At 72.7% G+C, this 26926-nt stretch carries 25 protein-coding genes; 13 read left to right on the forward strand and 12 right to left on the reverse strand.

Going from position 1 to position 26926, the window contains the following annotated elements:
• Positions 1-2 precede the first annotated feature (2 nt).
• The 6 genes from rosag_RS02910 to rosag_RS02935 form a co-directional block, all read right to left on the reverse strand.
• Positions 3-629, reverse strand: coding sequence for an SCO family protein (locus rosag_RS02910; RefSeq protein WP_284348519.1), 627 nt, complete (start codon positions 627-629; stop codon positions 3-5).
• Positions 630-985: 356 nt separating this feature from the next.
• Positions 986-1228 (reverse strand): type B 50S ribosomal protein L31, encoded by a 243-nt coding sequence (locus rosag_RS02915; RefSeq protein ID WP_284348520.1) that lies wholly within the window; start codon positions 1226-1228, stop codon positions 986-988.
• 117 nt (positions 1229-1345) lie between these two features.
• Positions 1346-1825: a thiol-disulfide oxidoreductase DCC family protein gene (locus rosag_RS02920; RefSeq protein ID WP_284348521.1), complete on the reverse strand. Its 480-nt coding sequence runs from the start codon at positions 1823-1825 to the stop codon at positions 1346-1348.
• 18 nt (positions 1826-1843) lie between these two features.
• On the reverse strand, positions 1844-2347 hold the full coding sequence (locus rosag_RS02925; RefSeq protein ID WP_284348522.1) for an OsmC family protein: 504 nt from the start codon (positions 2345-2347) through the stop codon (positions 1844-1846).
• Positions 2347-3228 carry a sulfurtransferase gene (locus rosag_RS02930; RefSeq protein ID WP_284348523.1) on the reverse strand — a complete coding sequence of 294 codons (882 nt, stop codon included), beginning with the start codon at positions 3226-3228 and terminating at the stop codon, positions 2347-2349. The genes rosag_RS02925 and rosag_RS02930 overlap by 1 nt, the downstream gene beginning before the upstream one ends.
• Positions 3229-3279: 51 nt before the next feature.
• The gene (locus tag rosag_RS02935) at positions 3280-3624 is read right to left on the reverse strand and encodes a tRNA-binding protein (protein ID WP_284348524.1); all 345 of its coding nucleotides are present in this window, start codon (positions 3622-3624) and stop codon (positions 3280-3282) included.
• A 78-nt stretch (positions 3625-3702) separates the two neighbouring features.
• Between rosag_RS02935 and rosag_RS02940 the strand changes: the two genes are divergently transcribed.
• The 4 genes from rosag_RS02940 (at position 3703) to rosag_RS02955 (ending at position 6063) form a co-directional block, all read left to right on the forward strand.
• A complete protein-coding gene (locus tag rosag_RS02940; protein ID WP_284348525.1) occupies positions 3703-4014 on the forward strand; it encodes a (2Fe-2S) ferredoxin domain-containing protein in 312 nt (103 codons plus the stop codon).
• The gene (locus rosag_RS02945; RefSeq protein ID WP_284348526.1) at positions 4011-5168 is read left to right on the forward strand and encodes an RMD1 family protein; all 1158 of its coding nucleotides are present in this window, start codon (positions 4011-4013) and stop codon (positions 5166-5168) included. The genes rosag_RS02940 and rosag_RS02945 overlap by 4 nt, the downstream gene beginning before the upstream one ends.
• Before the next feature lie 113 nt (positions 5169-5281).
• Positions 5282-5635, forward strand: coding sequence for a hypothetical protein (locus rosag_RS02950; RefSeq protein ID WP_284348527.1), 354 nt, complete (start codon positions 5282-5284; stop codon positions 5633-5635).
• 89 nt (positions 5636-5724) lie between these two features.
• Positions 5725-6063, forward strand: coding sequence for a (2Fe-2S) ferredoxin domain-containing protein (locus tag rosag_RS02955; protein ID WP_284348528.1), 339 nt, complete (start codon positions 5725-5727; stop codon positions 6061-6063).
• 239 nt (positions 6064-6302) lie between these two features.
• Here rosag_RS02955 and rosag_RS02960 read toward each other — a convergent pair whose 3' ends face one another.
• Positions 6303-7142 carry a zinc metalloprotease HtpX gene (locus rosag_RS02960; RefSeq protein WP_284348530.1) on the reverse strand — a complete coding sequence of 280 codons (840 nt, stop codon included), beginning with the start codon at positions 7140-7142 and terminating at the stop codon, positions 6303-6305.
• A gap of 295 nt (positions 7143-7437) precedes the next feature.
• Positions 7438-7776, reverse strand: a complete 339-nt coding sequence (locus rosag_RS02965; RefSeq protein WP_284348532.1) for an HNH endonuclease — start codon at positions 7774-7776, stop codon at positions 7438-7440.
• A gap of 48 nt (positions 7777-7824) precedes the next feature.
• Here rosag_RS02965 and rosag_RS02970 point away from each other — a divergent pair, with 48 nt between their 5' ends.
• From rosag_RS02970 to rosag_RS02980, 3 genes are read left to right on the forward strand one after another with little or no spacing between them, the layout of a single operon-like run.
• A complete protein-coding gene (locus rosag_RS02970) occupies positions 7825-8139 on the forward strand; it encodes a hypothetical protein (RefSeq protein ID WP_284348533.1) in 315 nt (104 codons plus the stop codon).
• A gap of 7 nt (positions 8140-8146) precedes the next feature.
• Positions 8147-9826: an amidohydrolase gene (locus rosag_RS02975; RefSeq protein WP_284348534.1), complete on the forward strand. Its 1680-nt coding sequence runs from the start codon at positions 8147-8149 to the stop codon at positions 9824-9826.
• 28 nt (positions 9827-9854) lie between these two features.
• Positions 9855-10391, forward strand: a complete 537-nt coding sequence (locus tag rosag_RS02980) for a DinB family protein (protein WP_284348535.1) — start codon at positions 9855-9857, stop codon at positions 10389-10391.
• Between the two features lie 178 nt (positions 10392-10569).
• On the opposite strand, the gene rosag_RS02985 is transcribed toward rosag_RS02980, so the two are convergent.
• The gene (locus tag rosag_RS02985) at positions 10570-10860 is read right to left on the reverse strand and encodes a hypothetical protein (RefSeq protein ID WP_284348536.1); all 291 of its coding nucleotides are present in this window, start codon (positions 10858-10860) and stop codon (positions 10570-10572) included.
• A gap of 94 nt (positions 10861-10954) precedes the next feature.
• Between rosag_RS02985 and rosag_RS02990 the strand changes: the two genes are divergently transcribed.
• Positions 10955-11953 carry an ion channel gene (locus rosag_RS02990; RefSeq protein WP_284348537.1) on the forward strand — a complete coding sequence of 333 codons (999 nt, stop codon included), beginning with the start codon at positions 10955-10957 and terminating at the stop codon, positions 11951-11953.
• A 130-nt stretch (positions 11954-12083) separates the two neighbouring features.
• Positions 12084-13100, forward strand: a complete 1017-nt coding sequence (locus rosag_RS02995; protein ID WP_284348538.1) for a hypothetical protein — start codon at positions 12084-12086, stop codon at positions 13098-13100.
• Between the two features lie 91 nt (positions 13101-13191).
• On the opposite strand, the gene rosag_RS03000 is transcribed toward rosag_RS02995, so the two are convergent.
• Positions 13192-14490, reverse strand: a complete 1299-nt coding sequence (locus rosag_RS03000) for a BTAD domain-containing putative transcriptional regulator (RefSeq protein ID WP_284348539.1) — start codon at positions 14488-14490, stop codon at positions 13192-13194.
• 285 nt (positions 14491-14775) lie between these two features.
• Here rosag_RS03000 and rosag_RS03005 point away from each other — a divergent pair, with 285 nt between their 5' ends.
• Positions 14776-15519 carry an esterase/lipase family protein gene (locus rosag_RS03005; protein WP_284348540.1) on the forward strand — a complete coding sequence of 248 codons (744 nt, stop codon included), beginning with the start codon at positions 14776-14778 and terminating at the stop codon, positions 15517-15519.
• A 404-nt stretch (positions 15520-15923) separates the two neighbouring features.
• On the opposite strand, the gene rosag_RS03010 is transcribed toward rosag_RS03005, so the two are convergent.
• Positions 15924-18059 carry an alpha-ketoacid dehydrogenase subunit alpha/beta gene (locus tag rosag_RS03010; protein ID WP_284348541.1) on the reverse strand — a complete coding sequence of 712 codons (2136 nt, stop codon included), beginning with the start codon at positions 18057-18059 and terminating at the stop codon, positions 15924-15926.
• Between the two features lie 171 nt (positions 18060-18230).
• Between rosag_RS03010 and rosag_RS03015 the strand changes: the two genes are divergently transcribed.
• Positions 18231-19415, forward strand: coding sequence for an OmpA family protein (locus rosag_RS03015; protein ID WP_284348542.1), 1185 nt, complete (start codon positions 18231-18233; stop codon positions 19413-19415).
• An 87-nt stretch (positions 19416-19502) separates the two neighbouring features.
• Here rosag_RS03015 and rosag_RS03020 read toward each other — a convergent pair whose 3' ends face one another.
• Positions 19503-20177, reverse strand: a complete 675-nt coding sequence (locus rosag_RS03020) for a helix-turn-helix transcriptional regulator (RefSeq protein ID WP_284348543.1) — start codon at positions 20175-20177, stop codon at positions 19503-19505.
• 30 nt (positions 20178-20207) lie between these two features.
• On the opposite strand from rosag_RS03020, the gene rosag_RS03025 reads away from it, so the two are divergent.
• Together rosag_RS03025 and rosag_RS03030 are read left to right on the forward strand one after the other, a co-directional pair.
• Complete coding sequence (locus rosag_RS03025) at positions 20208-20462, forward strand: hypothetical protein (RefSeq protein WP_284348544.1); 255 nt, start codon at positions 20208-20210, stop codon at positions 20460-20462.
• 812 nt (positions 20463-21274) lie between these two features.
• Positions 21275-26374: a hypothetical protein gene (locus rosag_RS03030; protein WP_284348545.1), complete on the forward strand. Its 5100-nt coding sequence runs from the start codon at positions 21275-21277 to the stop codon at positions 26372-26374.
• Positions 26375-26926 lie beyond the last annotated feature (552 nt).

Consider the following 26926-nt stretch of genomic DNA (forward strand, 5'->3'; position numbering starts at 1 on the left):
GCTCAGAGCAGCGCCTTCACGTCGGCCGCGATCCCTTCGGGCCGGCTCTGCGGATCGAACAGCAGCCGCAGCCGGCCCTCGCCGTCCACGACGAAGGTGCGCGGCGTGTGCGAGACCATCGTCATGGGCGCGGCCTGTCCCGCGCCGTGCGCGGCGTGCGGGTCGGCCTGCGGCGTCTCGGGCACCGCGGCGACGCCCCACGCGGCGCGTACCGCCTCCAGCTGCGCCGGCGTCCCGCTCAGTCCCACGAACGCGGGGTCGAAGCGGCGCGCGTAGGCGGCCGCGGTGTCGGGCGAGTCGCGCTCCGGATCGACCGACACGAAGACCCAGCGCACGCCGGCGGTGTCGGCGCCGAGGAGCTTCCGCGCCTTCGACCAGTCGGCGAGGGTGGTGGGGCAGACGTCGGGGCAGTGCGTGTAGCCGAAGAACACGAGCACCACCTTGCCGCGCTCCTGCGCGAGGTCGAACGCCCGTCCACCGCCGGCCGTCAGCGCGAGCGCGGGCGCGGGTGCGGGCGGATCGACCGGGCTGCCGTGCCAGTCGTGCGTCATCTGGCAGGCAGACGCGAACGCGGTCGCGAGCACGATCGCGGCGGCGACCACTCGGCGGATTCGGGGGCGGGGCGACATGCGGGAGAATCTAGGCTGCGGGCTGCGGGCTGCGGATCCTGCACCGTGCCCGCGTCAGCTGGCCTCGCGCTCGGGCCGTTGGCCATTGGTGAGGATGCGGATGCTCCGGATCGGAACGGATCTGACGGATCGCTCCGTGTGGCGCATCGGGCGTCGCCGCCACGCGGAGCGATCCGAAGCATCGCTCTTCAAGATCCGGAGCATCCGTAACCTCCCCAACCGGCAACAGGTTCGGCGCGCCGACGATGTGCGAGCGCAGGATCCGCGGCCCGCAGCCGAAACGCGCAACGCCCCGCCGACCACGGAGGGCGGCGGGGCGTCGGAACGGTCGCGGCGGGGCGAGCCCGCGCGGCGCGTCAGCGCGCGTAGCGCTTCTTGAACTTGTCGACGCGACCCTGCGTGTCCACCAGGCGCTGCTCGCCGGTGAAGAACGGGTGCGACATGTTCGTGATCTCGAGCGGCACGACCGGGTACTGCTGGCCGTCGCTCAGCGTGATCTTCTGCTCGGACGTCATCGTCGAACGGGTCACGATGAGCTGACCGTTCGAGAGGTCCTTGAAGACCACGGGGTGGTAGAGGGGATGGATGTCGGGCTTCATCGCGCGGTGTGGCGAGGGGTCCTTCCGAGGAGCCGATGCCGACCGGCTCCGGGCACGCGCCCGAAGGCGCGGCGGTGATGGCGCGCGCGGAGCTGACCCCGTACGCAGCCACGGAAGCTAGCCGGTCCCGGCGGGAATCTCCACTGGCTCCCCCGCCGGCGCCCCCGTGCCGTCCACGAACCGGGACCGCTGCTCGGGCGTCGGGAGCAGGCAGGAGGGGTCCGCCCGCCCCGCCAGGCGCAGCCGGTGCCGGGCGATCAGGTCGTAGACCGCGTCCCGCAGCCCGCGCGGGGCCAGCCGGCCGAGGGCGGCGAGGACCCGCCAGCCGCCGCCCAGATAGGTCAGCGTCCGGAGCGCCGCGTCCGACCGGACCAGCACCCGGCCGATCCCGCCGCGGGCGTCCGGCTCGACCCAGAGCACCGAGTCGATCCCGGCCAGCTCGGGGCGGGCCCGGCGCGCCGCGTCACCCGTGGCGCCCTGGAGCGTCGCGAAGCGGAGCGACCGGTCGCGCCCCTCCCGGGCCAGCACGAACTGGACGCTGCGGGCGCAGAAGCCGCAGTCGCCGTCGTAGAGGAGGATCGGGGCGGGGGCGTTCATCCGGTCGCGAAGGGCCGATCAGCCCTCGCCGTTCAGCTCCAGCCGCCACGTCACCGGCACGTCCGCGCGCAGCGAGTCGCGCACCGAGCAGTACTTCGTCACCGCCAGCTCGATCGCGCGCTCGGCGTGCACGCGCTCGATCCCCGCGCCGCGGATGTGGTAGACCAGCTCCACGTCCGTCAGCCGCGCCGGCACGCCCGCGAAGCGCGGCGCCGTGGCGTCGACCGTCAGCGCCTCGACCGGCGTGCGCCGCTTGGCGAGGATGTCGACCACGTCGACCGCGGTGCAGCTGGCGAGCGCCGAGACGAGCGTGTCGACCGGGCTCGGGCCCGTCTTGGCCGAGCTGTCGATGATCTGCGTCGGCCCGCCGGGACGCCCGGCCTCGAAGCGCCCCTCGCCCTGCCACGTCACGTGCACGCGCGCCGGCGGCTTGCCCGCGGTGGGAGCCGCCGGCGCCGCGGGCGCGCCGGGTGCCGCGCCGTTCGTCTCCGCGTTCCACGTCTCCGTCGTCGACTCCGACATCACGATCCTCGCTCGATGGGGGCGCGCACCGAGTTGCCCCACTCGGTCCAGCTGCCGTCGTAGTTGCGAACCTTCTGGTAGCCCAGCAGGTAGGTGAGCACGAACCAGGTGTGGCTGGAGCGCTCGCCGATGCGGCAGTACGCGATCACGTCGGCGTCGGGCGTGAGCCCCGCCTCGCCTTCGTAAATCGCGCGCAGCTCGTCGGCGCTCCTGAACGTCCCGTCCGGGTTGGCCGCGCGCGCCCACGGGACGCTGCGCGCCGTCGGGATGTGCCCGCCCCGCAGCGTGCCCTCCTGCGGGTACTCGGGCATGTGCGTGCGCTCGCCGCTGAACTCCTGCGGGCTGCGCACGTCGATCAGCTTCCCCTTCGCCTGCAGGTGGGCGCGCACGTCGTCCATGAAGGCGCGGATGCGCGCGTCGTCGCGCTCGGGCGCGCGGTACTGCGTCGGCGGATACGACGGACGCTCGGTCGTCAGCTCGCGCCCTTCCTGCTCCCACTTCGTGCGCCCGCCGTCCATGATGCGCGCGTTGCGGAAGCCGAACAGCTGGAAGACCCAGAACGCGTACGTCGCCCACCAGTTGTTCTTGTCGCCGTAGAAGACGACCGTCGTCGACTCGTCGATGCCGAGGGCGCGCACGCGCTGCTCGAACTGCGCGCGGTCCACGTAGTCGCGCACGACGGCGTCGTTGAGGTCCGCGTGCCAGTCGATCTTCTGCGCGCCGGGGATGTGCCCGAGGTCGTAGAGCAGCACGTCCTCGTTGCTCTCCAGGAGCCGCAGCGACGGATCCTGCAGGTGGTCCGCCACCCACTGCGTGGAGACCAGCGCTTCGGGGTGCGCGTAGCCCTTGCTGGCCACGGCGGCATCGATCGCGGAAGACATGGAGGCGCTCGTCGAGAGGATGGTGTCTCTCAAAGCTAATCGCGACGGCGGTCAGGCGATCTTCGTCCCGTCCGGCACCCGCGCGTCCGGCGCCAGCAGCACGACGTCGCCCGCGTCGGGGACGCCGCCCAGCACCAGCACCTCGCTCAGGTATCCTGCGACCCGCTTGGGCGGGAAGTTCACGACGGCCACCACCTGCCGCCCGACCAGCCCCGCGGCGTCGTAGCGGCGGGTGAGCTGCGCGCTCGAGCGCCGGCGGCCGAGCTCGGGACCGAAGTCGATCTCCAGCTTCAGCGCCGGCACGCGCGCCTCCGGGAACGGCTCGGCCGCGACGACGGTGCCGACGCGCAGGTCGACGGCGAAGAACTGCTCGGGCGTGACGGGCTCGGATGCCATGGGGGGGCCGGGATGGTGGGCGCGCGACGGATGACCGGCAGGGGCGCCGCGGCAGGCGCCTTGCGACGGGCGGGCCGCATGAGCCAGTACGAGCGCCACGTGTTCGTGTGCGACGGCAAGCGGTGCGGCCGCGACGGCAGCGAGGACGTGCGCGACGCGCTGAAGGAATGCGTGTCGCGCGCGGGACTCAAGAAGCGGGTGCGGATCAACCGCGCCGGCTGCCTGGGCCAGTGCGGCCACGGGCCGATGGTGGTCGTCTACCCCGAGGGCGTCTGGTACGCGGGCGTGGACGCCGCCGGCGGCCGCCGCATCGGCGAGGAGCATCTGATCGGCGGCCGGGTCGTCAGCGCCCTGCGCTACGTCGCCCCGCCCGGCGACAACAAGCGATGAGCGTCTCGCTGGTCGGCCCCGACCCGCGGCCCTCGCCCGCCTCCGCGCTGCGCGTCGACGGCGCGGCCATCGTCTACCGCCTGTACGACGTCGGCTACGAGATCGCGCTCGACCGCGCGCTCGACCTGCTGGCCGCCAGCGCGCCCGAGCGCGTGCGCCCGATCCGCGGCGAGGCGCAGGCGATCCAGATCGTGAACCCGCCCGTCACCGTCATCCTCGGGCACGAGCAGGTCGCGGTCGGCGACGTCGTGCGGCCGGTCGAGCTGTCGGCGCGCATCTTCGACTTCGGCGTCGTGTCGCTGCGCGCGCGCGTCGACCTCCCGCCCGCGCTGCCGTGGGACGACTTCACCGCGCTCGGCAGCGCGCTCGAGACGGCGCCCGCCATCGCGGCGTCGTTCGCGCACCACCTGCGCATGCTCTCGGAGCGCATCGCCTCCGCGATCGAGCGCCCCGCGCTCGCGCCGCAGACCGAGGACTTCGTCGTCTACCGCGTGGGCCGGCTGCTCGGCCCCGACGGCGCGGCGGTGTCGCCGCAGACGCTGCGCGACGAGGACGTGGCGCCGCTGCTGCTGAACGAGACGCGCCCGCTCTCCGCCGCGGCGCGCCGCGAGCTCCTGCCGCACCGCTTCTCGTACTACGAGGACGACCTCGCGATCCTCAGCTGGGAGAACGCGCTGGTGGTCGAGCCGCGCGTGCACGACGCCGACGTGCAGTTCGTGCTGGAGTTCGCGAACGCGCAGCTGCTGGAGCTGCGCTACTACGACGCGATGCTCGACGCCGAGCTGCCGCGGATGTACGACCGCATCGCGGCGCTGCGCCGCGGCGGCGGGCGCTCGCTGCTGCGCAACCGCTACGCGGGGCTGCTGGCGACGCTGCAGGCGCAGGTGGCCGACTCCACCGAGATCGTCGAGCGCGTCGACAACGCGCTCAAGGTCACCGACGACGTCTACCTGGCGCGCGTGTACACGGCGGCGCTCGAGATCTTCCGCGCGCGCGTCTGGCGCGCGGGCATCGACCGCAAGCTGGCGATCGTGCGCGAGACCTACGGCATGCTCAACGGCGAGGCGCAGGCGACGCGCGCCGAGGCGCTGGAGCTCGCGATCGTCGTGCTGATCGTGCTGGAGATCGTGCTCGCGTTCGTGCTCCCGCACTGACCGCCGCCGCGGCCGCGGGTTAGCTTGGACGCGTCGGCCGCTCCGGCCGCGCTCCCTTCTCGCGGGCGCGCCGGGCGGCCCGGAGCGCCCTCGCGCGCATGAGGAGGCGGCACGTGGACCTGCTGCTCACGGGCGGACGCATCCCGCTCGACCGCGAGGTCGTGCTGCACTGGCTGGTGGGGAGCGGCGGCGCGCTCCTGCTCGCCTACGCCGCGTGGGCCCACGCGAGCGCCCGCGCCACCGTGGCGCAGCGGCGCGGCCTCGTCGCCGCGGGCGTCGGCTTCCTCCTCTCGAACCACGCCTCGCTCGCGCTGCGCGACCGCGGGGCCGTCGGGATCGCCGTCTCGCTGCTGGGCAGCGCGCTCGTGTTCTGGGGCGCCATGACGCTCGTGCGCGAGCGGCAGCAGGAGCGCCAGCATGAGCGCGCGCGCGAGGCCGGACGCCACGGGGAGCGCCGCGACGGCTGATCGGGCCGCCGCCCTGGAACGCGGCGGCCGCATCGGCGATTGTGGGTCAGGGCGCCGCGGTGCCCATTCCCGTCGCCCCGACCCGCTCGATGTCCGTCCCGACCATCCCCGCGTCTCCGCAGATGGAGCGCTACAGCCGCCACGTGCTCGTGTGCACGGGCGGCTTCTGCTCGCCCGAGCGCCGCGGGCGCGAGATCTACGCGCTGCTGGCGCGGCTGCTCCAGCGCGAGGGGCTGCTCTTCGGCCCCACGCGCGTGAAGCGCGGCGAGACGCCCTGCCTCGGCGTCTGCTCGCACGGGCCGGTGGTCGTCGTGTACCCGGAGGGCGTGTGGTATGCGCAGGTGACGCCCGCGCTGCTGGAGCGCATCGTCGTCGAGCACCTCAAGGGCGGCCGGCCAGTCGAGGACGCGGTGTTCCACCGCCTGTGAGGCGCCCGCGGGCGTGCGCGCCGGACCCGAACGGCGAACGGCATTGGCAAGGATGAAGATCGGACAAGATCTGATAACGACGGATGGCTCCGGTGGAGTGCGAGATCCCTCGCCACCACACGGAGCCATCCGTCGTTATCCGATCTTCTCGGACGTTCATCCTTGCTGCTGCAGTTCGGGCCCGGCGCGCCGAGGACTGCGGGCTGCGGGTCGTGAATCCGCAGCCCGCAGTCCGCAGCTCACCGGACCATCGCCTCCAGCCGCGCCACGCGCTCCGCCGTCGGCGGGTGCGTCGAGAAGAGCTTCCCGATCCCACGCAGCGCGCTGCCGCCGAGCGGGTTCACCTGCGCGAGCGGCGCCATCGCGGGCGAGACGTGCATCGGCATCTGCCGCGCGCCCTGCTCCAGCCGCAGCAGCGCGTTCGCGAGCCCCAGCGGACGGCCGGTGATCTCGGCGCCCACCTGGTCGGCCTTGAACTCGCGCTGACGGCTGATCGCCATCTGCAGGATCATCGCGGCGATGGGCGCCAGGATCATCATGCCGATCGCGACGATCGGGTTGCTCCCCTCCTCGTCGTCGCTGCTGCCGCCGAAGAGGAAGCCGAACTGCGCGACGTTGGTGATCGCGCCCGCCATCGTGGCGCTGATCGTCTGCAGGAGCATGTCGCGGTTCCTGATGTGCGCCAGCTCGTGCGCGACCACGCCCTCCAGCTGCTCGCGGTCCATCAGGCGCAGCAGCCCCTCGGTCACGCAGACGACCGCGTTCTCGGGATTGCGGCCCGTGGCGAACGCGTTGGGCTGCGCCTGCGGCGCGATCGCGACGGTGGGCATGGGCAGCCCCGCGCGCTGCCGCAGCCGGTCGACCATCGCGTACAGCTCGGGCGCCTCGGCCGCCGTCACGACCTGCGCGCCGTACGCGCGCAGCACCATGCTCGACGAGCCCCAGTACATCGCCAGGTTCATGACGGCGCTCACCGCCACCATGATCGTCGCGCCGGTCGAGCCGCCGAAGGCGCCGCCGAGCGCGACCAGCAGGGCCGTGAGGCCCGCCATCAGTACGAACACCTTCACGTTGTTCATCGGTCGCTCCTCCAGGGTCCGGACGCGCAACAGGCGAGCCCTCCGCACCGCGGCACTCCCGTCCCTGCACGCGCCGATGCGTGCAGAGACGGGTGCCCGCCTGTTGCGAAGGTCTCGCCTGATCGTGTCGCTCGACCCGACCGGACCGTGCGTCGAGGGCCGGGATTCCCGGCGCGCGCGACGCAGTGCTGACGATCCGGCCGCGCGGCGCCGGGTCACCCCGGAGGCCGCGTGGCTACTCCCCTTTCGTGGTTCTGCTGAACGGAAGAATGATACCCGGACCCGGGCGCCGGGTTCAACGGTCGTCCGGCGAGTCGGCGCGCCGGCGGGGCGCGCCGGCGGCGCGCTGCGCGATCTCCTCCTCCACCGCGCGCAGGTGGCGCGGCCAGACGTGGCGCGCCAGACGGCGGAAGTTGCGCAGCGACTCGGGCTCGTCGGCGAGGAACGCGGCGGGCGTGCGGTGCCCCTTGCGTACGTTGCAGGGCCCACACGCCGTCACTAGGTTGCCCCCCGAGCGGTCCCCGCCGCGCACGCGCGGCTGCACGTGGTCGACGCTCAGCTCCTCGGGCGGGAAGACCTGGCCGCAGTACACGCACCGGAACGCGTCGCGCGCGAAGACGTCCTCGCGCCTCACGCGGCCCCCGTCCACTCCCCGTCGCCGCCGGCCGCCGCCGCCCTCGTCGTGAGCCCGCTGCCCGACTCGCGCCGCCTGCTGATGGGCATGGCGAAGAAGCTGTTCGACGACGAGGAAGCCGCGCCCGCGCCGCACGACGTCGCGCCCCGGCTCACCACCCACGCCCTGCACGCGCTCCGCATGTCCCGCTCCCGCGAGAAGATCCTCGCCAACCTGGAAGAGATGTACCGCGAGGCGTTCGACCGCGCCCGCCAGGCGAACGACCTCCAGCAGCAGGCCTCGCTCGACTTCGCGTACCGCCGCGAGCAACTCTACTTCGAGATCCTGCTCGACGTGCGCGACGCCATGGAGCGCCGCGCCTGACCGCACGGTGCGGCGCGTCGCCGTCGTCGCCCTGGCCCTCGCGGCCGTGAGCGTGGAGTCGCCGGCCCAGGCGGCCGGTGGCGGCGACGTCTCGCTCGCCGTCGTCAACGCCCGCGTCTGGACGGGCAACCCGCGCCGCCCGTGGGCGGACGCGGTCGCGGTGCGCGGCGACCGCCTGGCCGCCGTGGGCTCGAGCGCCGAGGTGCGCAAGCTGGCCGGCCCGACCGCCCGCGTGGTGGACGCGGCCGGCCAGCTCCTCGTCCCTGGGTTCGTCGACGCGCACGTCCACTTCGTCGCCGGGGGCTTCCGCCTCGCGTCGGTGCAGCTGCGCGACGCGCGCACGCCGGCCGAGTTCACGGCGCGCATCCGGGCGTTCGCGGCCACGGTGCCGAAGGGGACGTGGATCCAGGGCGGCGACTGGGACCACGAAGGGTGGGGAGGCTCCCTCCCCACCAGGCAATGGATCGATTCCGTGACCCCCGACCACCCGGTCTGGGTGAACCGGCTCGACGGCCACATGGCGCTCGCCAACAGTGCCGCGCTGCGCGCCGCGGGCGTGACGCGCGAGACCGCGGACGTCGCCGGCGGCACCATCGTGCGCGACGCCGCCGGAGAGCCGACGGGCGTCCTCAAGGACAACGCGATGGGGCTCGTGGACCGCGTCGTCCCCGACGCGCCGCCCGCGCTCGCCGACCGCGCGCTCGACGCCGCGATGGCGTACGTCGCGCGGCAGGGCGTCACCACCGTGCACCACATGGGCGGGTGGGACGACCTCGCGGTGTTCGACCGCGCGCACGCCGCCGGCCGCCTGCGCACGCGCATCCACGCGGCGGTGCCGCTCTCCACGTGGGCGCGGCTGCGCGACACGGTGGCGGCACGCGGCCGCGGCGACGCCTGGCTCCACATCGGAGGGCTCAAGGGGTTCGTCGACGGCTCGCTCGGCTCGCACACGGCGGCGATGCTGGAGCCGTTCACCGACGCGCCCGGCGACCGTGGACTGTTCGTGACGCCGCCCGAGTCGCTGTACGCGTGGACCAAGGGCGCCGACGCCGCGGGGCTGCAGGTGATGGTGCACGCCATCGGCGACGCGGCCATCCGCACGCAGCTCGACGTCTTCGCGCGCGTCGCGCGGGAGAACGGCCCGCGCGACCGCCGCTTCCGCATCGAGCACGCGCAGCACGTCGCGCCCGCCGACATCCCGCGCTTCGGCGCGCTGGGCGTGATCGCGAGCATGCAGCCGTACCACGCGATCGACGACGGCCGCTGGGCGGACCGGGTGATCGGACCCGAGCGCGCGCAGGGGACGTACGCGTTCCGCGCGCTCCTCGACGCCGGCGCGACGGTGGCCTTCGGGAGCGACTGGTTCGTCGCGCCGCCCACGCCGCTGGAGGGCATCTACGCGGCGGTCACGCGCCGCACGCTGGACGGCGCGCACCCGGACGGCTGGGTGCCGTCGCAGAAGATCACGGTGGACGAGGCGCTGCGCGCGTACACGCGCGCCGGCGCCCACGCCGCCTTCGACGAGGCCGACCGCGGCACGCTGGAGCGCGGCAAGCTGGCCGACTTCGTCCTCATCGACCGCGACCTCACGCGCGTCCCGCCGGAGACGATCCGCGACGCGCAGGTCGTGCTCACCGTCGTCGGGGGCCGCGTGGTGTACGAGCGCGCGGCCGCCGCACGCCCCTGACTCCCACGACCTCTCGCCGACCCTCGCCATGACCGCGCTCTCGCCCTCCACGCTCACGACGCGCCCCGGCGCCGACGAGTTCGCGCCCTACTATGCGCGCTACATCGACCAGGTCCCCGACGGCGACGTGCTCGAGATGCTCGAGGGACAGCTGGCCGAGACGGTCGCGCTGATGGACCGCTTCGGCGAGGCGGGCAGCCTGCACCGATACGCCGAGGGGAAGTGGAGCGTGAAGGACGTCCTCGGCCACCTGGCGGACGCGGAGCGCGTGTTCTGCTACCGCGCGATGGCCGCGGCGCGCGGCGAGACGGGGTCGCTCCCCGCGTTCGACGAGAACGCGTGGGTCGCCAACGCGAACTTCGACGCCCGCTCGCTGGCGTCGCTCTTGGGCGAGATGACGGCCGTCCGCCGCGCGACGCTCGCGCTCTTCCGCAGCATGACCGAGGCGGAGCTGGCCCGCCGCGTGGTCGCCAACAACGTCCCCGTGTCGGCGCGGGCGCTGGTGTGGATCGTGGCGGGACACGAGCGACACCATCAGGGGATTCTGCGGGAACGATACTTCTAGGATCGATCTAGCGGCGGGGGACGAAGAGCCGGAGGACGGAACCGCGGAAGACGATGAAGCGTGAAACGAGAGGGCGGACCCTTCGAGCTCGAAGCATCGAGCCGAGAGGTCCGCCGTTCCGTTTGACGCCGTATCGGTCTCCGCGGTTCCGTCCTCCGCGGTTCCGTCTTCCGCAGTGTCAGGCCTTCAGATAGTGCGTGCCCTTCCGAATGTCCCGCACCCCCGCCGCCACGCCCAGCCCCACCGACGCGCCGAAGCTCAGCGCGGCCAGCGGACCGACGAACGGGAGGACGAAGGCGACGAGGGCCCCGAGCACCCAGGCGCCGGCGGCGGCGATCCAGGGAGCGGACGAGCGCTGGACGGCGTCCACGAAGCGCAGGCGGTCGCGGACGAAGCGGCGCGCCGTCGCGTAGCCGCCGACGACGGCGGTCAGGACGGCGAGAAAGGCGAGCATGGAGACGAGCGACATGATCATGGGAATCCTCCGGGCTGACTTCCCTACCGTCGTGCGCGCCGGGAAGTTTCGGGCCCGCCCCACGCCTCCCGCCGCCGCCCCGCCCGCCGTGCAGACCTTCCACGACCTGCCCGTCCTCAAGCTCTCCGACCTCGAATCGGCCGCCCCGGACGGCGCGCTCGACGCCGACCTGGGCTTCGGAGGCGTCGTCGCCCGCGAGAGCCGGCAGCGGCTGCTCAACCCCGACGGGACGTTCAACGTCGCGCGCGAGGGGTTGGGCCCGATCGAGCGGCTGGCGCCGTACCATGCGCTGCTGGCCATGCGCTGGCCGGCGTTCCTGGGATGGTGCGCGGGCTTCTACGTGGTGGTGAACCTGCTGTTCGCGGTCGCCTACGTGCTGTGCGGCCCGGGCGCGCTGGTGGACGGCGCGGGGACGGTGCAGGCCGGGTTCTGGCGCGCCTTCTTCTTCAGCGTCGAGACGTTCGCGACCATCGGCTACGGCGCCATCGCGCCGGCCGGGCTCCCGGCCAACCTGCTGATGACGCTGGAGTCGCTCGTCGGCGTGCTGGCCGTCGCCCTCGTGACCGGGCTGGTGTTCGCGCGCTTCTCGCGGCCCACGGCGCGCATCCGCTTCAGCCGTCGCGCGGTGGTGGCGCCGTACCGCGGCGGCCGCGCCTTCATGTTCCGTCTGGCGAACGAGCGCCGGAGCGAGCTGCTGCAGGTCGAGGCGCGCGTGCTCTACAGCCATCGCGTCGTCGACCTGGCCGGCCGCGCCAACCGCCGCTTCGAGGAGCTGCCGCTGGAGCGGCAGCGGGTCGCCTTCTTCCCGCTCTCGTGGACCGTCGTCCACCCGATCGACGAGCGCAGCCCGCTCCGCGACCGCACGCCGGAGGCGATGGCGGCCGAGGACGCGGAGTTCCTCGTGCTGCTGAGCGGCGTCGACGAGACCTCGGCGGCGGTGGTGCACGCCCGCACGTCCTACAAGCCGCACGAGGTGCTGACCGACGCGCGCTTCGCCTCGGTGTACCTGCCCCCGCGCGACGACGGGGCGCTGCGCATCGACGTCGCGCGGCTGGACGAGGTGGAGCCGGCGTCGGGGCGCCGCTGACCCGCCGCTGACCCGCCGCTGACCCGCGGCCGACATCCGTCGGCCCGCCGGCCCGGACTGCTTGCCGTCCGGGCGGCGGGTGGTAGTATCGGCGGGTCACCGGGTCCCTCCCCACATCAGGAGTGCCGCCATGCTCCGCCTCGCAGCCTCCGCGCGACGCCGCACGCTCGCCGTGCTCGGCGCCACGCTCGTCGTCGGTGCCGCCGCCGCCGCGCGCCCCGCGCTCCTCGTCGATGGCGTGACCTTCAGCTACAAGGTCTCCAGCTCGCGCAAGGACCAGAAGGGCGCCCCGCCGTTCACCTACCTGTCCACCATCCGGATGGCGGACGGCAACATCCGGATGGACTACACGGACGGCGTGAACCCGATGCTGGGGAAGGACGGGTACATGGTCATCCGCGGCAACGACGAGCGGATCGCCCTCGTCAACGCCAAGGACAAGCAGGTGATGGTCATGGACGCCGCCACCCTCGGCTCGGGGATGGGCGCCATGCTCAACAGCCCGATGCTGAAGCTCGCGTTCAAGGACCAGAGCTTCTCCTACGAGGACCTCGGGCCCGGCGAGACGATCCTCGGCAACAGGACGCGGAAGTTCCGCCTGACGCAGAAGTACACGATCGAGATGCGCGTCATGGGCATGCGCCGCTCCGCCACCGAGGAGTCGGTCACCGACCAGTGGATCGCGTCCGAGGTGAAGGGCGTCGACGCGCGGGCGATGCAGAAGTGGGCGAAGGCGTTCGGCTCCGGCATCAAGGTGACGAACGCCGAGCTGGCCGCGCAGATGGACAGGTTCATGAAGGAGACGAAGGGCGGGCTCGCGCTGAAGTCGGTCGTCGTCGCCACGCACAACGACGGCAAGAAGACCGAGACCGACACGACGACGATGGAGATCGTCGACCTGAAGAACGCGAGCATGGACGCGTCGATCTTCACCTGGCCGGAGAGCTACGCGGTCGTCGACATGGGGCAGGTGTTCGCGGGCATCGGCGACTCGATCCGCGCCGCCAACGCGCGCGCCGGCGAGAGCGCGACCGCCACGCCCGCCGTGCAGACGGACACCGCGAAGGGCCCGAGCATCAAGGACGAGATCAAGAAGGAGGGCGTGAAGGCGGGCATCCGCGGCATCCTGGGGCGCAAGAAGCCCTGAGCTCCTCGCGCATCGACGCACCCGGAGACGATTCGCGGGGTGCTCCCGGCCGGGAGCACCCCGCGTGCGTCGCGGGCCCACACACCGCCGGTCAGCGTGGCGCGCGCGTCTCCGGCGTACGCGGCGCGAGCAGCGCCCGCGCGATCGCCGCGCAGGCCTCGCCGAGCTGCCCGTCGGCCGCCGTCGTGTGCGCCTGCGCCAGCACGCGGCCATCCGCGTCGTGGAGCGAGGCGGCGAGGTGCAGCCGCGCCCCGTCCCGCACGACGTCGCCGAGGATGAACCGCCCGGCGCCGAAGCGACGCGCCACGTCGCGCGACTCCCGCGCGGTCAGGCGGGGGCGCGCGCTCACCACCTCGTCCGCGAGCAGCGCCGTCGGCGGCACCGCGCTCCACCCGTCCGCGTCGTGCACCGCGCCGCTCACGAGGTCCGCGACGCCCTGGCCGAGCGACGCATCGGCGTCGGCCGGCATGCCGCGCACGGTGAACGGCAGCACCGCGACGCGCAGCGCGTACGCCTCGGCGTGCGGCAGGACGGGGCCGGCCGAGACGCGCACCGCCGCCGTCGCCACCAGCGCTGCGACGATGCCGACGACCATGCCGCCCGCGACGTGCCGCCGCGGACGCCACCGGCGGCCGTCGGGTCGCGGGACCGAAGGCGTGCGATCGCTGGCGCGCACCGGCGCCGGCGCACGCAGCGCCTCCGCCAGCGCGACGACCTGCGGGTCGGGCGCGACACCGAGCTCCGTGCGCACGAGCACGTCGTGCACGCGCCAGTGGTCGAGCGCCGCGGTCGTGTCGCCCGCGTCGCGCAGCGCGCGCATCAGCCCCGCGGCCGCCTGCCCGCTGAGCGGATCGAGCGCGGCGCGCCGGCGCCACGCCGCGATGGCGGCCGCGCGGTCGCCGGATGCCGTCGCGCGCGCGGCCATCGTCTCGAGCACGCGGCCGCACGCGTACGCGAATCGCTCGCGCTCGCGCTCCGCCCACCGCTCGAGGTGGGGCCGGCCCGACATCGGCACGCCGTCGAGGAAGGGGCCCTGGTAGAGCGCGAGCGCGGCGGGGAGGTCGTCGCGGTCCAGCGCGTCGGCCAGGTCGAGCGCGTCGACCGCCAGGACGCGCCGATCGACGCGCAGCGTCGCGGAGCCGGGCACCAGCACGTCGACGCCGAGCTCGCGCCGCAGCGCGAACATCGACTGCTTCAGGCTGTTGCGCGCGTGCGCGGCGTCGCTCGCGGGCCAGAACGCGGCGAGCACGCACTCGCGCGACACGCCCACGTCGCCGTGCGACGCGACGAACGCGAGGAGCGTCAGCGGACGTCGGCGAAGCGCGGCACCGTCGAGCGCGTGGCCGTCCCGCTCGATGGTGAGCCGTCCGAAGGTGCGCAGGTAGAGCATGCGAGCGATCGCGGTCGACGAACCGTGAGCGAGCCGGCGTGCACGTGCGGCGCGGCAATTATTGTGAGGTCCGTCACGCTGCGCCATAGGGCGCGTGCTCGATGACGAGCAGTTCACGCGCGACGCGGCTCGCGCATGCGAACGCGTGGCGATCGCGTGACGGTCCATTCACGCGCGCGTGCGCGTCGCAGCACGTCGCAGCACGTCGCGCGCGATTGCGGGGCGTGCCCGAGCGTCGCATGTTCGCGACCCCCGCTCGCCCGACTTCGCGTCCCGAGGTGCCCGATGCGCGTCCCGCGTCTGCCCGCCGTCGTCCTGCCCGCGCTCCTGCTGCTCGGCGCTTGCGCCGATCCGATCACCGGCCCGGGCGCGCCCGGCGGCCGCCTCGCGGGGCGCAAGCCGCAGCCCACGCGCACGCCGATCCTGTTCGTGCACGGCTGGAACAGCAGCGCCGCCACGTGGACGACGATGGTGGGGCGCTTCAAGCGGGACGGCTGGACGGATGCGCAGCTGTCGACCTTCTCGTACCCGACGTCGCGCTCGAACGCCGAGACGGCGGCGCTGATCGCGACGAAGGTCGACTCGATCCGGCTGGCGACCGGCGCGCCGCGCGTGGCGATCGTCACGCACTCGATGGGCGCGCTGTCGGCGCGCTACTACGTGCGCTTCCTCAAGGGCGACGGGAAGGTCGACGCGCTGGTCTCGCTGGGCGGCCCGAACCACGGCACCACGAGCGCCTACCTGTGCCTCTCGCAGGCGGCCTGCCAGGAGATGGCGCCCGGCTCCGGCTTCCTCGGCACGCTCAATCAGGACGACGAGACGTGGGGGACGTTCTCGCGCTACGCGACCTGGCGCTCGCCGTGCGACGAGGTGATCAACCCGCGCGAGAGCCCGTCGCTGGTCGGCGCCAGCAACACGACGACGGCGTGCCTGACGCACAGCCAGCTGAAGGAGGACGCGGGCGTCTACCAGCAGGTGCGCGACTGGGTGACGGCGCCGCCGATCACGGTGCTGGCGACGGCGTTCTGAGGCGCTGCGGGGTGAGGATCCTGCTCCGTGCCCTCGGCGGCCGACGTCGCGTCCGGCGTGCCCGAACCACTCGGGAGGAATGCGGATGCGTCGGATCGGAGCGGATCGTTCGGATCGCTCCACTCGGGTGCAGGGGACGTCGCGCCACGCGGAGCGATCCGTCAGATCCGCTTCGATCCGGAGCATCCGCATCCCGCTCCAAAAGCCACAGGGGTCGGGCGCGCCGGACCCGAACGGCAACGGCAGCAAGGATGAAAATCTGAAAGGGTCTGATAACGACGGATGGCTCCGCGTGGTGCGACGTCAGTCGCCCTCCACCGGAGCCATCCGCTCTTATCAGATCTTGTCAGGCTTGCATCCTTGCATTGCCGTTCGCCGTTCAAGGATCCGCAGGCCGTCGCGCTTCAGTACGCGGCCAGCTCCTCGTACGCCTGCCGGAACGTCTCCACCTGCGGCAGGATCGCGTCCTCCAGGCTCGGCGCGTAGCCGACGAAGGTGTCCGTGCTCGCCACGCGCTTCACCGGCGCGTCCAGCCACGCGAAGCAGTCGTCCGCGATGCGCGCCGCGATCTCCGCGCCGTAGCCCCAGCTGATCGAGTCCTCGTAGGCGACGATCACGCGCGACGTCTTCTTCACCGACGCGTACACCGTCTCCTGGTCCCACGGTGAGAGCGTGCGCAGGTCGATCACCTCGACGCTGATGCCGCGCTCCTCGGCGATCTGGTTGGCGGCCGCCAGCGCGCGCTGCACCGTCGCGCCGTACGTCACCACCGTCACGTCCGTCCCCTCGCGCACCACGCGCGCCTTGCCGAACGGGATCATGAAGTTCGGCCCCGGATACCGCCCCTTGTTGTACGTCTGGCGGTAGAGGTGCTTGTGCTCGAGGAAGATCACCGGGTCCTCGCTGCGGATCGCGGTGCGCAGCAGCCCCGCCGCGTCGAGCGCGTTGCTCGGGCACACCACGCGCAGCCCCGGGCAGTGCGTGAACAGCGACGCGCCCGTCTGCGAGTGGTAGATCGCGCCGCGGATGTAGCCGCCGTACGTCGTCCGCACCACGACCGGCGCGCTGAACGCGTTGTTCGAGCGCCACCGCATCGTCGCCAGCTCGTCGCGCAGCTGCATGTACGCGGTCCAGATGTAGTCGAAGAACTGGATCTCGACCACCGGCTTGAACCCGCGGTGCGCCAGCCCGATCGCGCGGCCGATGATGTTCGCCTCGGCCAGCGGCGAGTTGTACACGCGCGCCGACCCGAACTCCGTCTGCAGGCCGTGCGTCGCCTTGAAGACGCCGCCCTTGCCCTTGACCTTGCCCAGGTACTGCTCGCGCGACACGTCGGCCACGTCCTCGCCGAAGACGACGATGCGCTCGTTGCGCCGCATCTCGTCCTTCAGCACGGCGTTGATCTGGTCGATCATCGTCGTGTCGCCGCCCGAGAACTGCGGGTCGTCCTCCGTGTCGAACGACTCGCCGGTCGGGTCGACGTCGGGCGAGTAGACGTACTGGTAGACCGTGCTCGGATCCGGCTGCGGCTGCGCCAGCGCGTCGTCCGTGGCCGCCAGCACCTCGGCATCGACGCTGGCGACGATGTCCGCGATCTCCTGCTCGGTCGCGTGCCCCTCGGCCACCAGCCACTTCGGGAAGTTCGTGACCGGGTCGCGGCGGGCGTCCTCGTCGCGCTCCTCCTGCGGGCGGTAGAGCGTCTCGTCGTCCGACAGCGAGTGCGAGTACGGGCGGATGACCTTCGCGTGCACCAGTGCCGGGCCCTGGCGCGTGCGCGCGTGCTGCACGGCGCGCCACACCGCCTCGTAGCTGGCCAGCAGGTCGCAGCCGTCCACGCGCTCGATGTGCAGGTCGGGGAAGTTCTCGACCAGCTTCGAGATCGAGCCGCCCGCCGTGTTCACCTCGACGGGGACCGAGATCGCGTAGCCGTTGTCCTCGACGAAGTAGACGACCGGCAGCTTCAGGTTGCTGGCCGTGTTCAGCGACTCCCAGAACTCGCCCTGGCTGGTGGTGCCGTCGCCGGTCGAGACGAAGACCACCTCGTCCTCGTGGAAGCCCTCGGTCAGGCCGAGCAGCTTCGCGCGGAGCGAGCCCTCCGCCGCGCCGACGCCCTGGAGGAACTGCGTGCCGGTAGGGGAGGACGAGCTGGCGATGTTGTACGCCTTGTGGCCCCAGTGGCTGGGCATCTGCCGGCCGCCCGACGCCGGATCGGCGGCCGCGCCGACGGCCGAGTAGAGCATCTCGGCCGCCGTCATGCCGAGGGAGAGGCAGAGCGCGCGGTCGCGGTAGTACGTGTAGAACCAGTCGTAGCCCGACCGGAAGACGAAGCCGGCCGCCGTCAGCACCGCCTCGTGGCCGGCGCCCGAGATCTGGAAGAAGATCTTGTTCTGGCGCTTGAGCTGGACCTCCTTGTCGTCGATGCGGCGCGACAGGAGCATCGTGCGGTAGGCGGCGAGCAGCTGCTCGCGGCTCAGCGGCGGCGCGCCCGCGGGGGCGCTGCCGGCCGCGGCACGGCGAGCGGGTCGGGTCGAGGTGGCCATCGGATTCGGAAGGGGACGGGTGAAGACCCTCCCAAGATAGCCGGCCGGCCCTGACACCCTCCAGTCGAGGGGTGCGTATGCACCATTGACGAGTCGGCCATCGGCTGACACCCTAGATCGCCCCCACTCCGGGGATTCCACCGTTCCAGCCGTTCAGCCGCACCGATCCCGATGCGTTCCCTCCGTCCCGCCACGACCGCCGCGGCCCTCCTGGCCGCGCTGACGCTCGCCGCCCCGGCCGCCCAGGCCCAGGGCAGCATCCTCCAGCGCGCCAAGCAGCGCGCCAAGGAGAAGCTCGAGAAGGAGATCGACAAGAAGACCGCCGACACCCCGCCGCCGTCGGCCGCCCCGGCCGCCTCGTCGGAGGAGAGCACGCCCGTCCGGAAGAGCGTGAGCACCAGCGCCGACGACGCCACGGCCGCCCCGGCGAAGATCAACTCGGGCGCGGACTTCACGCCCGGCACCCGCGTCCTCTTCGCGACCGACTTCTCGCGGGACGAGATCGGGGACTTCCCGCGCCGCTTCGAGCTGAAGAGCGGCAACATGGAAGTCGCCGAGATCGGCGGGAAGCGCTTCCTGCGCGCGGTGAGCTACGGCGAGTTCGACGTCCCGCTCCCCGAGATGCTCCCCGAGCAGTACACGCTGGAGTTCGACCTCAAGCCCGTGTCGGGCTGGGGCCAGTACGTCTACTTCACCCCCGAGCGCGACCAGCGGAACTACCTCCAGTTCAGCACCGACCAGGGCGGTCTCGAGGGACCGGGCAGCTTCTCGGCGCTCACGCAGGTGAAGAACCCGAATCGCGAGACGCACGTCTTCAAGGTGCAGCTGATGGTCGACGGGAAGTACGCCAAGGTCTACATGGACGGCGTGCGCGTCGCCAACGCCCCCAACGCGGACCTCGGCCGCTCCAACAAGATCACCTTCCTCGTGCGCGCCAGCGCGGACTACCCGGTGCTGATCGGCAACATCCGCCTCGCGGCCGGCGGCAAGGACCTGTACAAGGCGCTCGAGGAGTCGGGGCGCGTGACGGCCGAGGGGATCTTCTTCGACACGAACTCCGACCGCCTGCGGCCGGAGTCCGACGCGGTCCTCGGCCAGATCGGCGAGATGCTGGTGAAGCACGCCGACATGCGCCTCGCGATCGAGGGCCACACCGACAACGTCGGGCAGCCGGCGGCCAACCAGACGCTGTCGCAGAAGCGCGCGGCGGCGGTGAAGGCCTACCTGGTGACCAAGCACGGCGTCGACGCCGCGCGCCTGGAGGCGAAGGGCTTCGGGTCGACCAAGCCCGTCGCGCCGAACGCCGACGAGGCGGGTCGCCAGAAGAACCGTCGCGTGGAGCTGGTGAAGCTCTGAGCACGCGCTGCGCGCACCGCTGATCGCGTCGCATCGCCGACGAAGACGGGCCGCCTCGATCGAGGCGGCCCGTCGCGCATCCGCGGGTCAGTCGGCGACGGACGGCTTGCGCGTCCGTGGCACCGCGTGCTCGTCGGTGTGCTCGTAGACCCCGAGCAGCGCCGCGGCCACGGCCGCGCGCGACGGGACGTCGAGCTTGAGGAGCACGGTCTCGATGTAGTGGCGCACGGTGTTCTCGCTGATGCCGAGCCGGCGCGCCATGCCGGCGTTGCTGCGCCCCTCCGCCAGCAGCAGCGCGACGCTGCCCTCGCGCGCGGTGAGCTGGAAGCGCCGGCGCAGCACCGTCGGCGACGGCAGGGCAGGGGAGGTCCGGGTGATGGTGACCAGCACCGCCGGCTCGCCCGCCAGCGGCGGCAGGCTGGCGCGCGGGAGCGACGACGGGACCATCACGGCGGAGAGCCGGAAGTGGATCGCGCCGAGGGTGACCTCGCGCGCCGCGTCGCGCCCGGCGGGGCGGCGGCCCACGTCCGGTACCGGCAGCGTCACCGTGAGGGCGAGCGCGCGCGCCTCGCGCAGGATCTGGTGTCCGTCGTCGTCGGTGAGGGCCGCGGCCGCCGCGTTCCGATACGCGGTCTCGCCCTGCGCATCGAAGAGCATGATGCCGTCGGCGAGGAGGTCGTAGAGCCGCGCGTGCCACTGGGCCACCGCGTCGCCGGCGAACCCGTCGGACGGCTCGCGCGCGGGCAGCAGTGCGACGAGCACCGCGTCTCCCCTCGCCGCTGGCGCGGGCGCGTGGTCGGCGATCGCCACCGCCGATCGCTCGTCCGTGCGTGCGACCGACCGCCGGCGCAGCGCGGGCCGTGGCTCGTCGCGTTCGTGTTCGTCGACGCGTTCGTCGACGCGTTCGTCGACGCGCGGCTCGTCGGGTGCTGCGTCGCGCGGCGGGTCGCGCGGGTCCTCGTGTGGGTCCTCGCGTGGCTCGAAGCGATCGGACGCGGTGGGCGGCGGCGGCCGGACGAGCAGGGCGCGCTGCGTGACCGTGTGTAGCCAGTCCGACCAGAAGGGCACAGGAACCTCCGGACGGCGGGAGCTGATGCGCGCGTGATGCGCAGGAAGCGCGTCACGTCGCGCGCTGCGCGCCGCAGCCGTCGGGTGGGCACGCGCGTCCCGACGCGACATCGCGCGGTGCGCGCCCCTGTATATGAGTGGGCGTGTGACGACGCAAGAGCTTTGCGGAAGGGACGATCGTCCCCTGACGATGTGTTCATTCCGTCATGCATCGTCGGTGCGCGACGCGTGCATGCGACGCGGCACGCACGCATGCGCGCAGGCGCGATCGCCGCGCGATCGCCGCGCGATCGCCGCGCGCACCACGCGCGCACGACGCGCGTACACCGCTCGCGATAACCGCGCGGTAACCGCGACGTAACCGCGGGACGTGGGTGCCGCCGAACGACGGCCGTAGGCGGCGCGGCGGCGCGCGGGGCGATCGGCCCGGGAGCGCGCGCCCCTGCCGGGACGAGGGGGCCGCGCGGCCCATCCGCGATGCGGCCCGGGCGGCTACAGAACGCGCGACGCCACGCTCATGCGCGCCGTCGCCCTCCTCGTCGCCCCGCCCTCCCCCTGGTCGCGCAACGCGACCCCCACCGACGGAGCCTCGCCGTGCACGCGTGCGCGCATCCGTGGAGTCGACCGCCGCCGTGGCGCGCGTGCCCCTCCGACCGTGCGTGTGCGTGACGCCCCCGCGGGTGTGACGCCAGCGCTCCGCAGTTCGCCGGGACCGCAGATCCGGCCCTCGTGATCGCCGCAGTGCCTCCCTCGGCTTCGGGACCGTCCTGGTCTCGCGGAGAACGCCACCCATGTCACGAACCACCGTCGCGGCACGGTCGATCGCCGCGCTCGCGTCTCTCGCGCTGCTGGCGGCGTGCGGAGACCGCTCCGGTCCCGCCCCGCTCGAGCCGCGCGACGCGCCCGCGTTCGTCAGTGCCGGCAGCCAGAGCTCGGACTGGCAGCAGTGCGCCAACAACGGGCGCAACGACGCGATCCCGTGCGAGTGGATCAACAGCGTCCTCAACCCCGGCAAGGCGACGTACCGGGAAGGCGAGTTGATCCCGTTCCGCTTCGCCATCCACGTCGTGGACATCCAGGGCAAGAAGCAGGTCGCGCCGGATACGAACACCGTCCGGAAGGTCACCTTCACCTACGGCTTCAACAAGGCGACCAACGGCAACTACGACTTCATCGGCAAGTTCAACCAGACGGAGGGCGTCCGGGCGAACCTCTGCTCGGCGGACTTCTCGCCGGTGAACAACGTCTACTGCGCGCCGGGGACGCCCGCCGGGACGCTGCTGCCCACGTACGGGCAGCCAAGCCCGCCGTACACCGATCAGAGCAGCCCGGCGGTCGCGGCGAGGCACACGACGATCTCGATCGGCAAGACGGTCTTCCTGAGCGGCCTGACCGGAAATCTGACGGCCCTGCGCCCGGCGCTCGACTCCGCGCTGACGCGCTACCTCGCCAAGGGCGGGAAGCTCGAGATCGACGTCTTCGGCGGCGTCGGCGTCGGCGTCGACAACGTGACGTACAACGTCGGCGGCAGCGACGTGACCGCGACCATGACCGTGCGGTTCCGCGCGCGGCAGAAGGACGTGCTGATGGCGTTCGGCGCCCACTTCGCGCGACTCCAGGACTGGCAGCTGGTCGGCTACGGCGGCGGCGCCGGGCAGAGCGGCTCGCCGTTCCACATCAAGGTGGACAGCATCGACGGCACGGGCGTCGGCGCGCTGGGCAACAACGTCTCCGGCGGCGTCGTCGTGCCGCAGGCGAACGTCACGCTCGGCAAGTCCGTCAGCGACGACACGATCAGCGTCGGCGAGGCGTTCTCGTGGACGATCCGCGCCACCAACAGCGGCGACGGCGACGCGGCGAACGTGCAGATCGTCGACACGCTGCCGGTGATCACCGGCTACACGTTCAGCACGCCGAGCGCCGGCTGCGCGATCGCGAGCGGGATCCTCACCTGCGGGCCCCTCACGGTCGCCGCCGGCACGTTCAGGGAGTTCACGGTCTCCGCCAGCTTCACGGGGACGGTGACGCCCGCGACGTCGTGCGGGAGCTTCCCCAACACCGCGCGGCTCGGCGGCACCGGCGGGGCGAGCCCCACGATCACCCTCACGGTCCAGTGCCCGAACCTGAACCTGGTCAAGGTCGCGGGCGACACGGCGGTGAGCGCCGGCAACCCGATCTCCTTCGTGCTCACCCTCAACAACCTCGGGCCCGGCATCGCCATCGGTGCCACGCTGAAGGACACGCTGCCGACCGGCGGCGGCATCGTGTGGAGCGTCGACACCGAGCACTCGGACACGACCTGCGCCATCTCGGGCAACGTCCTCTCCTGCAGCTTCGGCGACCTCGCCGCGAGCGGTACGGGCGCGAGCCGCAGCGTGCGCGTCACCAGCCCGACCACGTCCGCCAGCTGTCAGGCGTACCCGAACCGCGGCTGGGGGCGGGCGAGCAATCACGCGGCCGTGCAGGCATCCGACACGACCACCGTGCTCTGCCCGAGCATCGACATCACCAAGGTCGCCGACTCGGCGAGCGTCAGCGCGGGCAGCCAGATCGGCTTCAGGATGGTGGTCACCAACAACGGCCAGGGCACGGCGACCGGCGTGACGCTGACGGACGTGCTGCCGACCAACTCGGGGCTCAACTGGTCGCTCTCCCCGACGGTCTCCGGCTGCACCATCGCCAGCGGCACGCTCACGTGCAGCTTCGGCGATCTCGCGCCGGCGGCGACGCGCACGGTCCACCTCGTCAGCCCGACCGACTCGAGCAGCTGCGGGACGGTGAGCAACAAGGGCAAGGTGACGACGACCAACAACGGGGCCGACTCGGCCACCGCGTCGATCGCCGTGAACTGCCCCGACCTCCGGGTCACGAAGTCCGCTGGGCAGGACCCGGTGAGCGCGGGCATGTCGCTCGAGTTCACGATCCAGGTCCGCAACGCGGCGACCACCGGATCCGCGACCGGCGTGACGCTGAACGATCCGCTGCCCGGCGGCTCGGGTGTGAGCTGGTCCATCAGCCCGGCCGTGAGCGGCTGCGGCATCACGGGGAGCGCGCCCACGCAGACCCTCGCGTGCACCCTCGGCACGCTCGCCCCGGGCGCGTCCGTCAGCGTGCGGATCGTCAGCTCGACGACGGCGGCGAGCTGCAAGACGTATCCGAACACCGCCACCGCGGACGCCACCAACCACGCGGCGGTCCAGGCGTCCGACACGATCACGGTGCAGTGCCCGAGCCTCGACCTCACCAAGACGGCGGACTCCACGCCGGTGAGCGCCGGGAGTCAGATCGGCTTCACCCTCACGGTCACCAACGCGGTCGGGGCGGGTACGGCCACGGCCGTGGTGCTGACCGACACGCTGCCGACGAACACGGGGCTCGGGTGGAGCATCAGCCCCACCAATGCCGCCTGCGGGATCGCCAATGGCGTCCTGACGTGCAACTTCGGGAGCCTGCTGGCGGGTGGCAGCGCGAGCGTGCACGTCATCAGCTCGACCGCGTTCGCCAGCTGCGGGACGGTGAGCAACAAGGGGCGGGTGGCGACCGGCAACAACGGCACCGACTCGGCGAGCGCCTCCGTCACCGTGCAGTGCCCGAACGTGACGCTCACCAAGACGGCGGATTCCACCACCGTGAGCGCGGGCAGCCCGATCGGCTTCACGATCACGGTGAGCAACGCCGGACCGGGCGTCGCGAAGGGCGTCTCGCTGAACGACGCGCTGCCGGGTGGCTCGGGCGTGAGCTGGAGCATCAGCCCGTCCGTGAGCGGCTGCGGCATCACGGGGAACGCGCCCACGCAGACGCTGAACTGCACCTTCGGCGACCTCGCGGCGAGCGGCGCGGGAGCGACGCGTAGCGTCCACGTCTCCAGCTCCACGACGTCGGCCAGCTGCAAGGCGTACGAGAACGTGGCGACCGCGACGTCGACCAATCACGCGTCGCTGGAAGCGCGCGACACGACGACGGTCCTCTGCCCGAGCCTCGACCTCACCAAGGTCGCGGACTCGACGAACGTCAGCGCGGGGAACCAGATCGGATTCCGGCTGGTCGTGAAGAACACGGGCGCGGGAACGGCGACCGGTGTGACGGTCAAGGACACGCTTCCGACGAACTCGGGCCTCGGCTGGTCCGTCGACGCCGCGGGTTCGACCACCGGCTGCGCGATCGCCGGCGGCATCCTGACGTGCAACTTCGGCACGCTCGGGCCGAGTGACAGCGCGCGCGTGCACGTCACGAGCGGGACCGCGTTCGCCAGCTGCGGGACCGTGAACAACCGCGGCTGGGCGACCACCTCGAACAACGGCACCGACTCGGCGTCGGCGTCGCTCACGGTGCGGTGCCCGAACCTGACGATCCAGAAGACGCCGGATACGACGGGTGACCCGGGCTACCTGGTCAATCCCGGCGACTCGGCGCGCTTCACGATCAAGGTGAAGAACACCGGGACGGGCGCGGCGCTCAACACGGTGCTCACCGACACGCTGCCCGCGGGCCTGACCTGGTCGGACGACCGCACCCAGTGCCCGAGCCCGATCCCGTCGATCACGGTCGGCGGCGTCAGTCGGCAGCTGCTCACGTGCAACATCGGCACGCTGGCGGCGAGTGACAGCTTCGTGGTGAAGGTGGCGGCGTTGGTGCCGACGAACTTCCTGCTGCCGCCGACGTCGTCGGCGGTGCCGGCGCTGGAGATCGACGGCAACCTCACCTCCAACGGGGGCCCCGACTGGGCGACGCTGCCCGACACGCTGCTCAAGTGCACGACGCCGAAGCTCAACTGCAACATCGACACGCCCACCGGGCCGGCCGACAGCTCGTTCGGCCAGGGCACCAAGGAGGACACGCCGGTGCCGTCGGTGGTCAGCGGGTCGATCCCGAACAACAAGGCCGACCTGCAGCGCTTCTACCTGACGACGCGCCGCGTGCTCGTCGGCGGCGTGGTGCACGACGTCCTCTACCTGGCGTGGGAGCGCGTGCAGCAGCCCTCGGGCACGACGAACATGGACTTCGAGCTCAACCAGCTGACGACGCTGAGCGCCAACGGCGTGACGCCGACGCGCAAGGCGGGCGACGTGCTGGTGAAGTACGACCTGTCGAAGGGCGGCGGCACGCTCGCGCTGGGCGTGCACCGCTGGGTGGAGACGGGCAACCCGGCGACGGTGTGCCAGGCGTCGAACACGGTGCCGTGCTGGGGCAAGGTCGACTCGCTGGTGGCGCCGACGGGCACGGGCGCGTCGAACACGCCGGCGATCGGGCAGGTGCAGGATCCGATCGCGCCGGGCTCGCGCATGCTCGACACGCTGACCTTCGGCGAGGCCGCGATCGACCTGCAGGGCGCCGGGATCTTCCAGGCGGGGACGTGCCTGGTGTTCGGGCGGGCGTACCTGAAGAGCCGCTCGTCGGACGCGTTCACCTCGGAGATCAAGGACTTCATCGCCCCGATCCCGATCGACGTCGAGAACTGCCCGGACCGGTTCATCAACAACCAGGCGTGGGTGAAGGCGTCGAACTTCAGCCCGGCCGCGGGCATCTCCGACACCGCGCGGATCCGGATCTCGGCGCAGGCCACCGCGTCGCTGCCCACGACGCGCACCGGTGAGCTGGCCGTCGCGCGTCGCCTCGGTGGCGGCGCGGGTCCGGCCGCGGTCGCGAGCGCCGTGACCGCGGTCGCCGCGGTGACCCTGGGCGGACCCGACCCGGCCGCGTACCCGGTGGTCGCGCACCGCGCGACGGGCGTCGAGGCGGTGCTCGGCAGCGCGGACGAGGCATGGCCGGTGCGCGCGGCGTCGGTGCGCCACGGTGGCCGCGGCGTCGAACGATCGACGGAGGCCACGGGCGCGGTCGTGCCGGCGTCGACGACGTCGTCGCCGGCGGAGGGCACCGCGACCGATACCTGACCTGGGGCGCGCCGCCTGTGCGCGGCGCGCCATCCATCGACGCGCGACGTGGGGCGGCGAGCGAGTGCTCGCCGCCCCACGTCGCGTCCGTATCCGCCGTCGGCGCGAACGCCGCCGGCGCGAGGGCCGTCGGCGCTAACCGCGCGCTAACCGCGCCGTCGGCCGCCCGCGCGACCGCCCAGCGCCCACGTACGGGACGAAAACGCCAGGGCAACGCGCCGGGGCCGCGCCGCCGCCGTCGTACGGCCCGTCCGCACGTCGCACGGCCCCGCTACTGACCAACCGACGCAGTACCAGCACTCGGCCGCCGCCTTCGGCTGTCGGCCCCCGTGCCGTCGAGGAGGTCTGTGATGAGACGCGCCACCCTGGGCACGCCTGACCGCAGCCGCATGGCGTCGCGTCTCGTGGCGGCGTCGCGCGCACCGCCCGCGTGCCCACCCACGCGCCCACCCACGCGCCCACCCACGCGCCCACTCGCGCGCCCCGCCGCACGTCGCCGGGACCGTCCGGCCTCGCTTTCCCCGCAGGAACTCCCCCGCCATAGGACCTCAG

Source organism: Roseisolibacter agri (assembly GCF_030159095.1).
GTDB classification, from domain to species: Bacteria; Gemmatimonadota; Gemmatimonadetes; order Gemmatimonadales; family Gemmatimonadaceae; genus Roseisolibacter; species Roseisolibacter agri.

What these genes read in the sequence shown, in the direction of transcription:
- rosag_RS02910 (WP_284348519.1), bottom strand. Translation starts at nt 629, where the DNA reads ATGTCGCCCCGCCCCCGAATCCGCCGAGTGGTCGCCGCCGCGATCGTG.
- rosag_RS02915 (WP_284348520.1), bottom strand. Translation starts at nt 1,228, where the DNA reads ATGAAGCCCGACATCCATCCCCTCTACCACCCCGTGGTCTTCAAGGAC.
- rosag_RS02920 (WP_284348521.1), bottom strand. Translation starts at nt 1,825, where the DNA reads ATGAACGCCCCCGCCCCGATCCTCCTCTACGACGGCGACTGCGGCTTC.
- rosag_RS02925 (WP_284348522.1), bottom strand. Translation starts at nt 2,347, where the DNA reads ATGTCGGAGTCGACGACGGAGACGTGGAACGCGGAGACGAACGGCGCG.
- rosag_RS02930 (WP_284348523.1), bottom strand. Translation starts at nt 3,228, where the DNA reads ATGTCTTCCGCGATCGATGCCGCCGTGGCCAGCAAGGGCTACGCGCAC.
- rosag_RS02935 (WP_284348524.1), bottom strand. Translation starts at nt 3,624, where the DNA reads ATGGCATCCGAGCCCGTCACGCCCGAGCAGTTCTTCGCCGTCGACCTG.
- rosag_RS02940 (WP_284348525.1), top strand. Translation starts at nt 3,703, where the DNA reads ATGAGCCAGTACGAGCGCCACGTGTTCGTGTGCGACGGCAAGCGGTGC.
- rosag_RS02945 (WP_284348526.1), top strand. Translation starts at nt 4,011, where the DNA reads ATGAGCGTCTCGCTGGTCGGCCCCGACCCGCGGCCCTCGCCCGCCTCC.
- rosag_RS02955 (WP_284348528.1), top strand. Translation starts at nt 5,725, where the DNA reads ATGTCCGTCCCGACCATCCCCGCGTCTCCGCAGATGGAGCGCTACAGC.
- rosag_RS02960 (WP_284348530.1), bottom strand. Translation starts at nt 7,142, where the DNA reads ATGAACAACGTGAAGGTGTTCGTACTGATGGCGGGCCTCACGGCCCTG.
- rosag_RS02980 (WP_284348535.1), top strand. Translation starts at nt 9,855, where the DNA reads ATGACCGCGCTCTCGCCCTCCACGCTCACGACGCGCCCCGGCGCCGAC.
- rosag_RS02985 (WP_284348536.1), bottom strand. Translation starts at nt 10,860, where the DNA reads ATGTCGCTCGTCTCCATGCTCGCCTTTCTCGCCGTCCTGACCGCCGTC.
- rosag_RS02995 (WP_284348538.1), top strand. Translation starts at nt 12,084, where the DNA reads ATGCTCCGCCTCGCAGCCTCCGCGCGACGCCGCACGCTCGCCGTGCTC.
- rosag_RS03000 (WP_284348539.1), bottom strand. Translation starts at nt 14,490, where the DNA reads ATGCTCTACCTGCGCACCTTCGGACGGCTCACCATCGAGCGGGACGGC.
- rosag_RS03005 (WP_284348540.1), top strand. Translation starts at nt 14,776, where the DNA reads ATGCGCGTCCCGCGTCTGCCCGCCGTCGTCCTGCCCGCGCTCCTGCTG.
- rosag_RS03010 (WP_284348541.1), bottom strand. Translation starts at nt 18,059, where the DNA reads ATGGCCACCTCGACCCGACCCGCTCGCCGTGCCGCGGCCGGCAGCGCC.
- rosag_RS03015 (WP_284348542.1), top strand. Translation starts at nt 18,231, where the DNA reads ATGCGTTCCCTCCGTCCCGCCACGACCGCCGCGGCCCTCCTGGCCGCG.
- rosag_RS03030 (WP_284348545.1), top strand. Translation starts at nt 21,275, where the DNA reads ATGTCACGAACCACCGTCGCGGCACGGTCGATCGCCGCGCTCGCGTCT.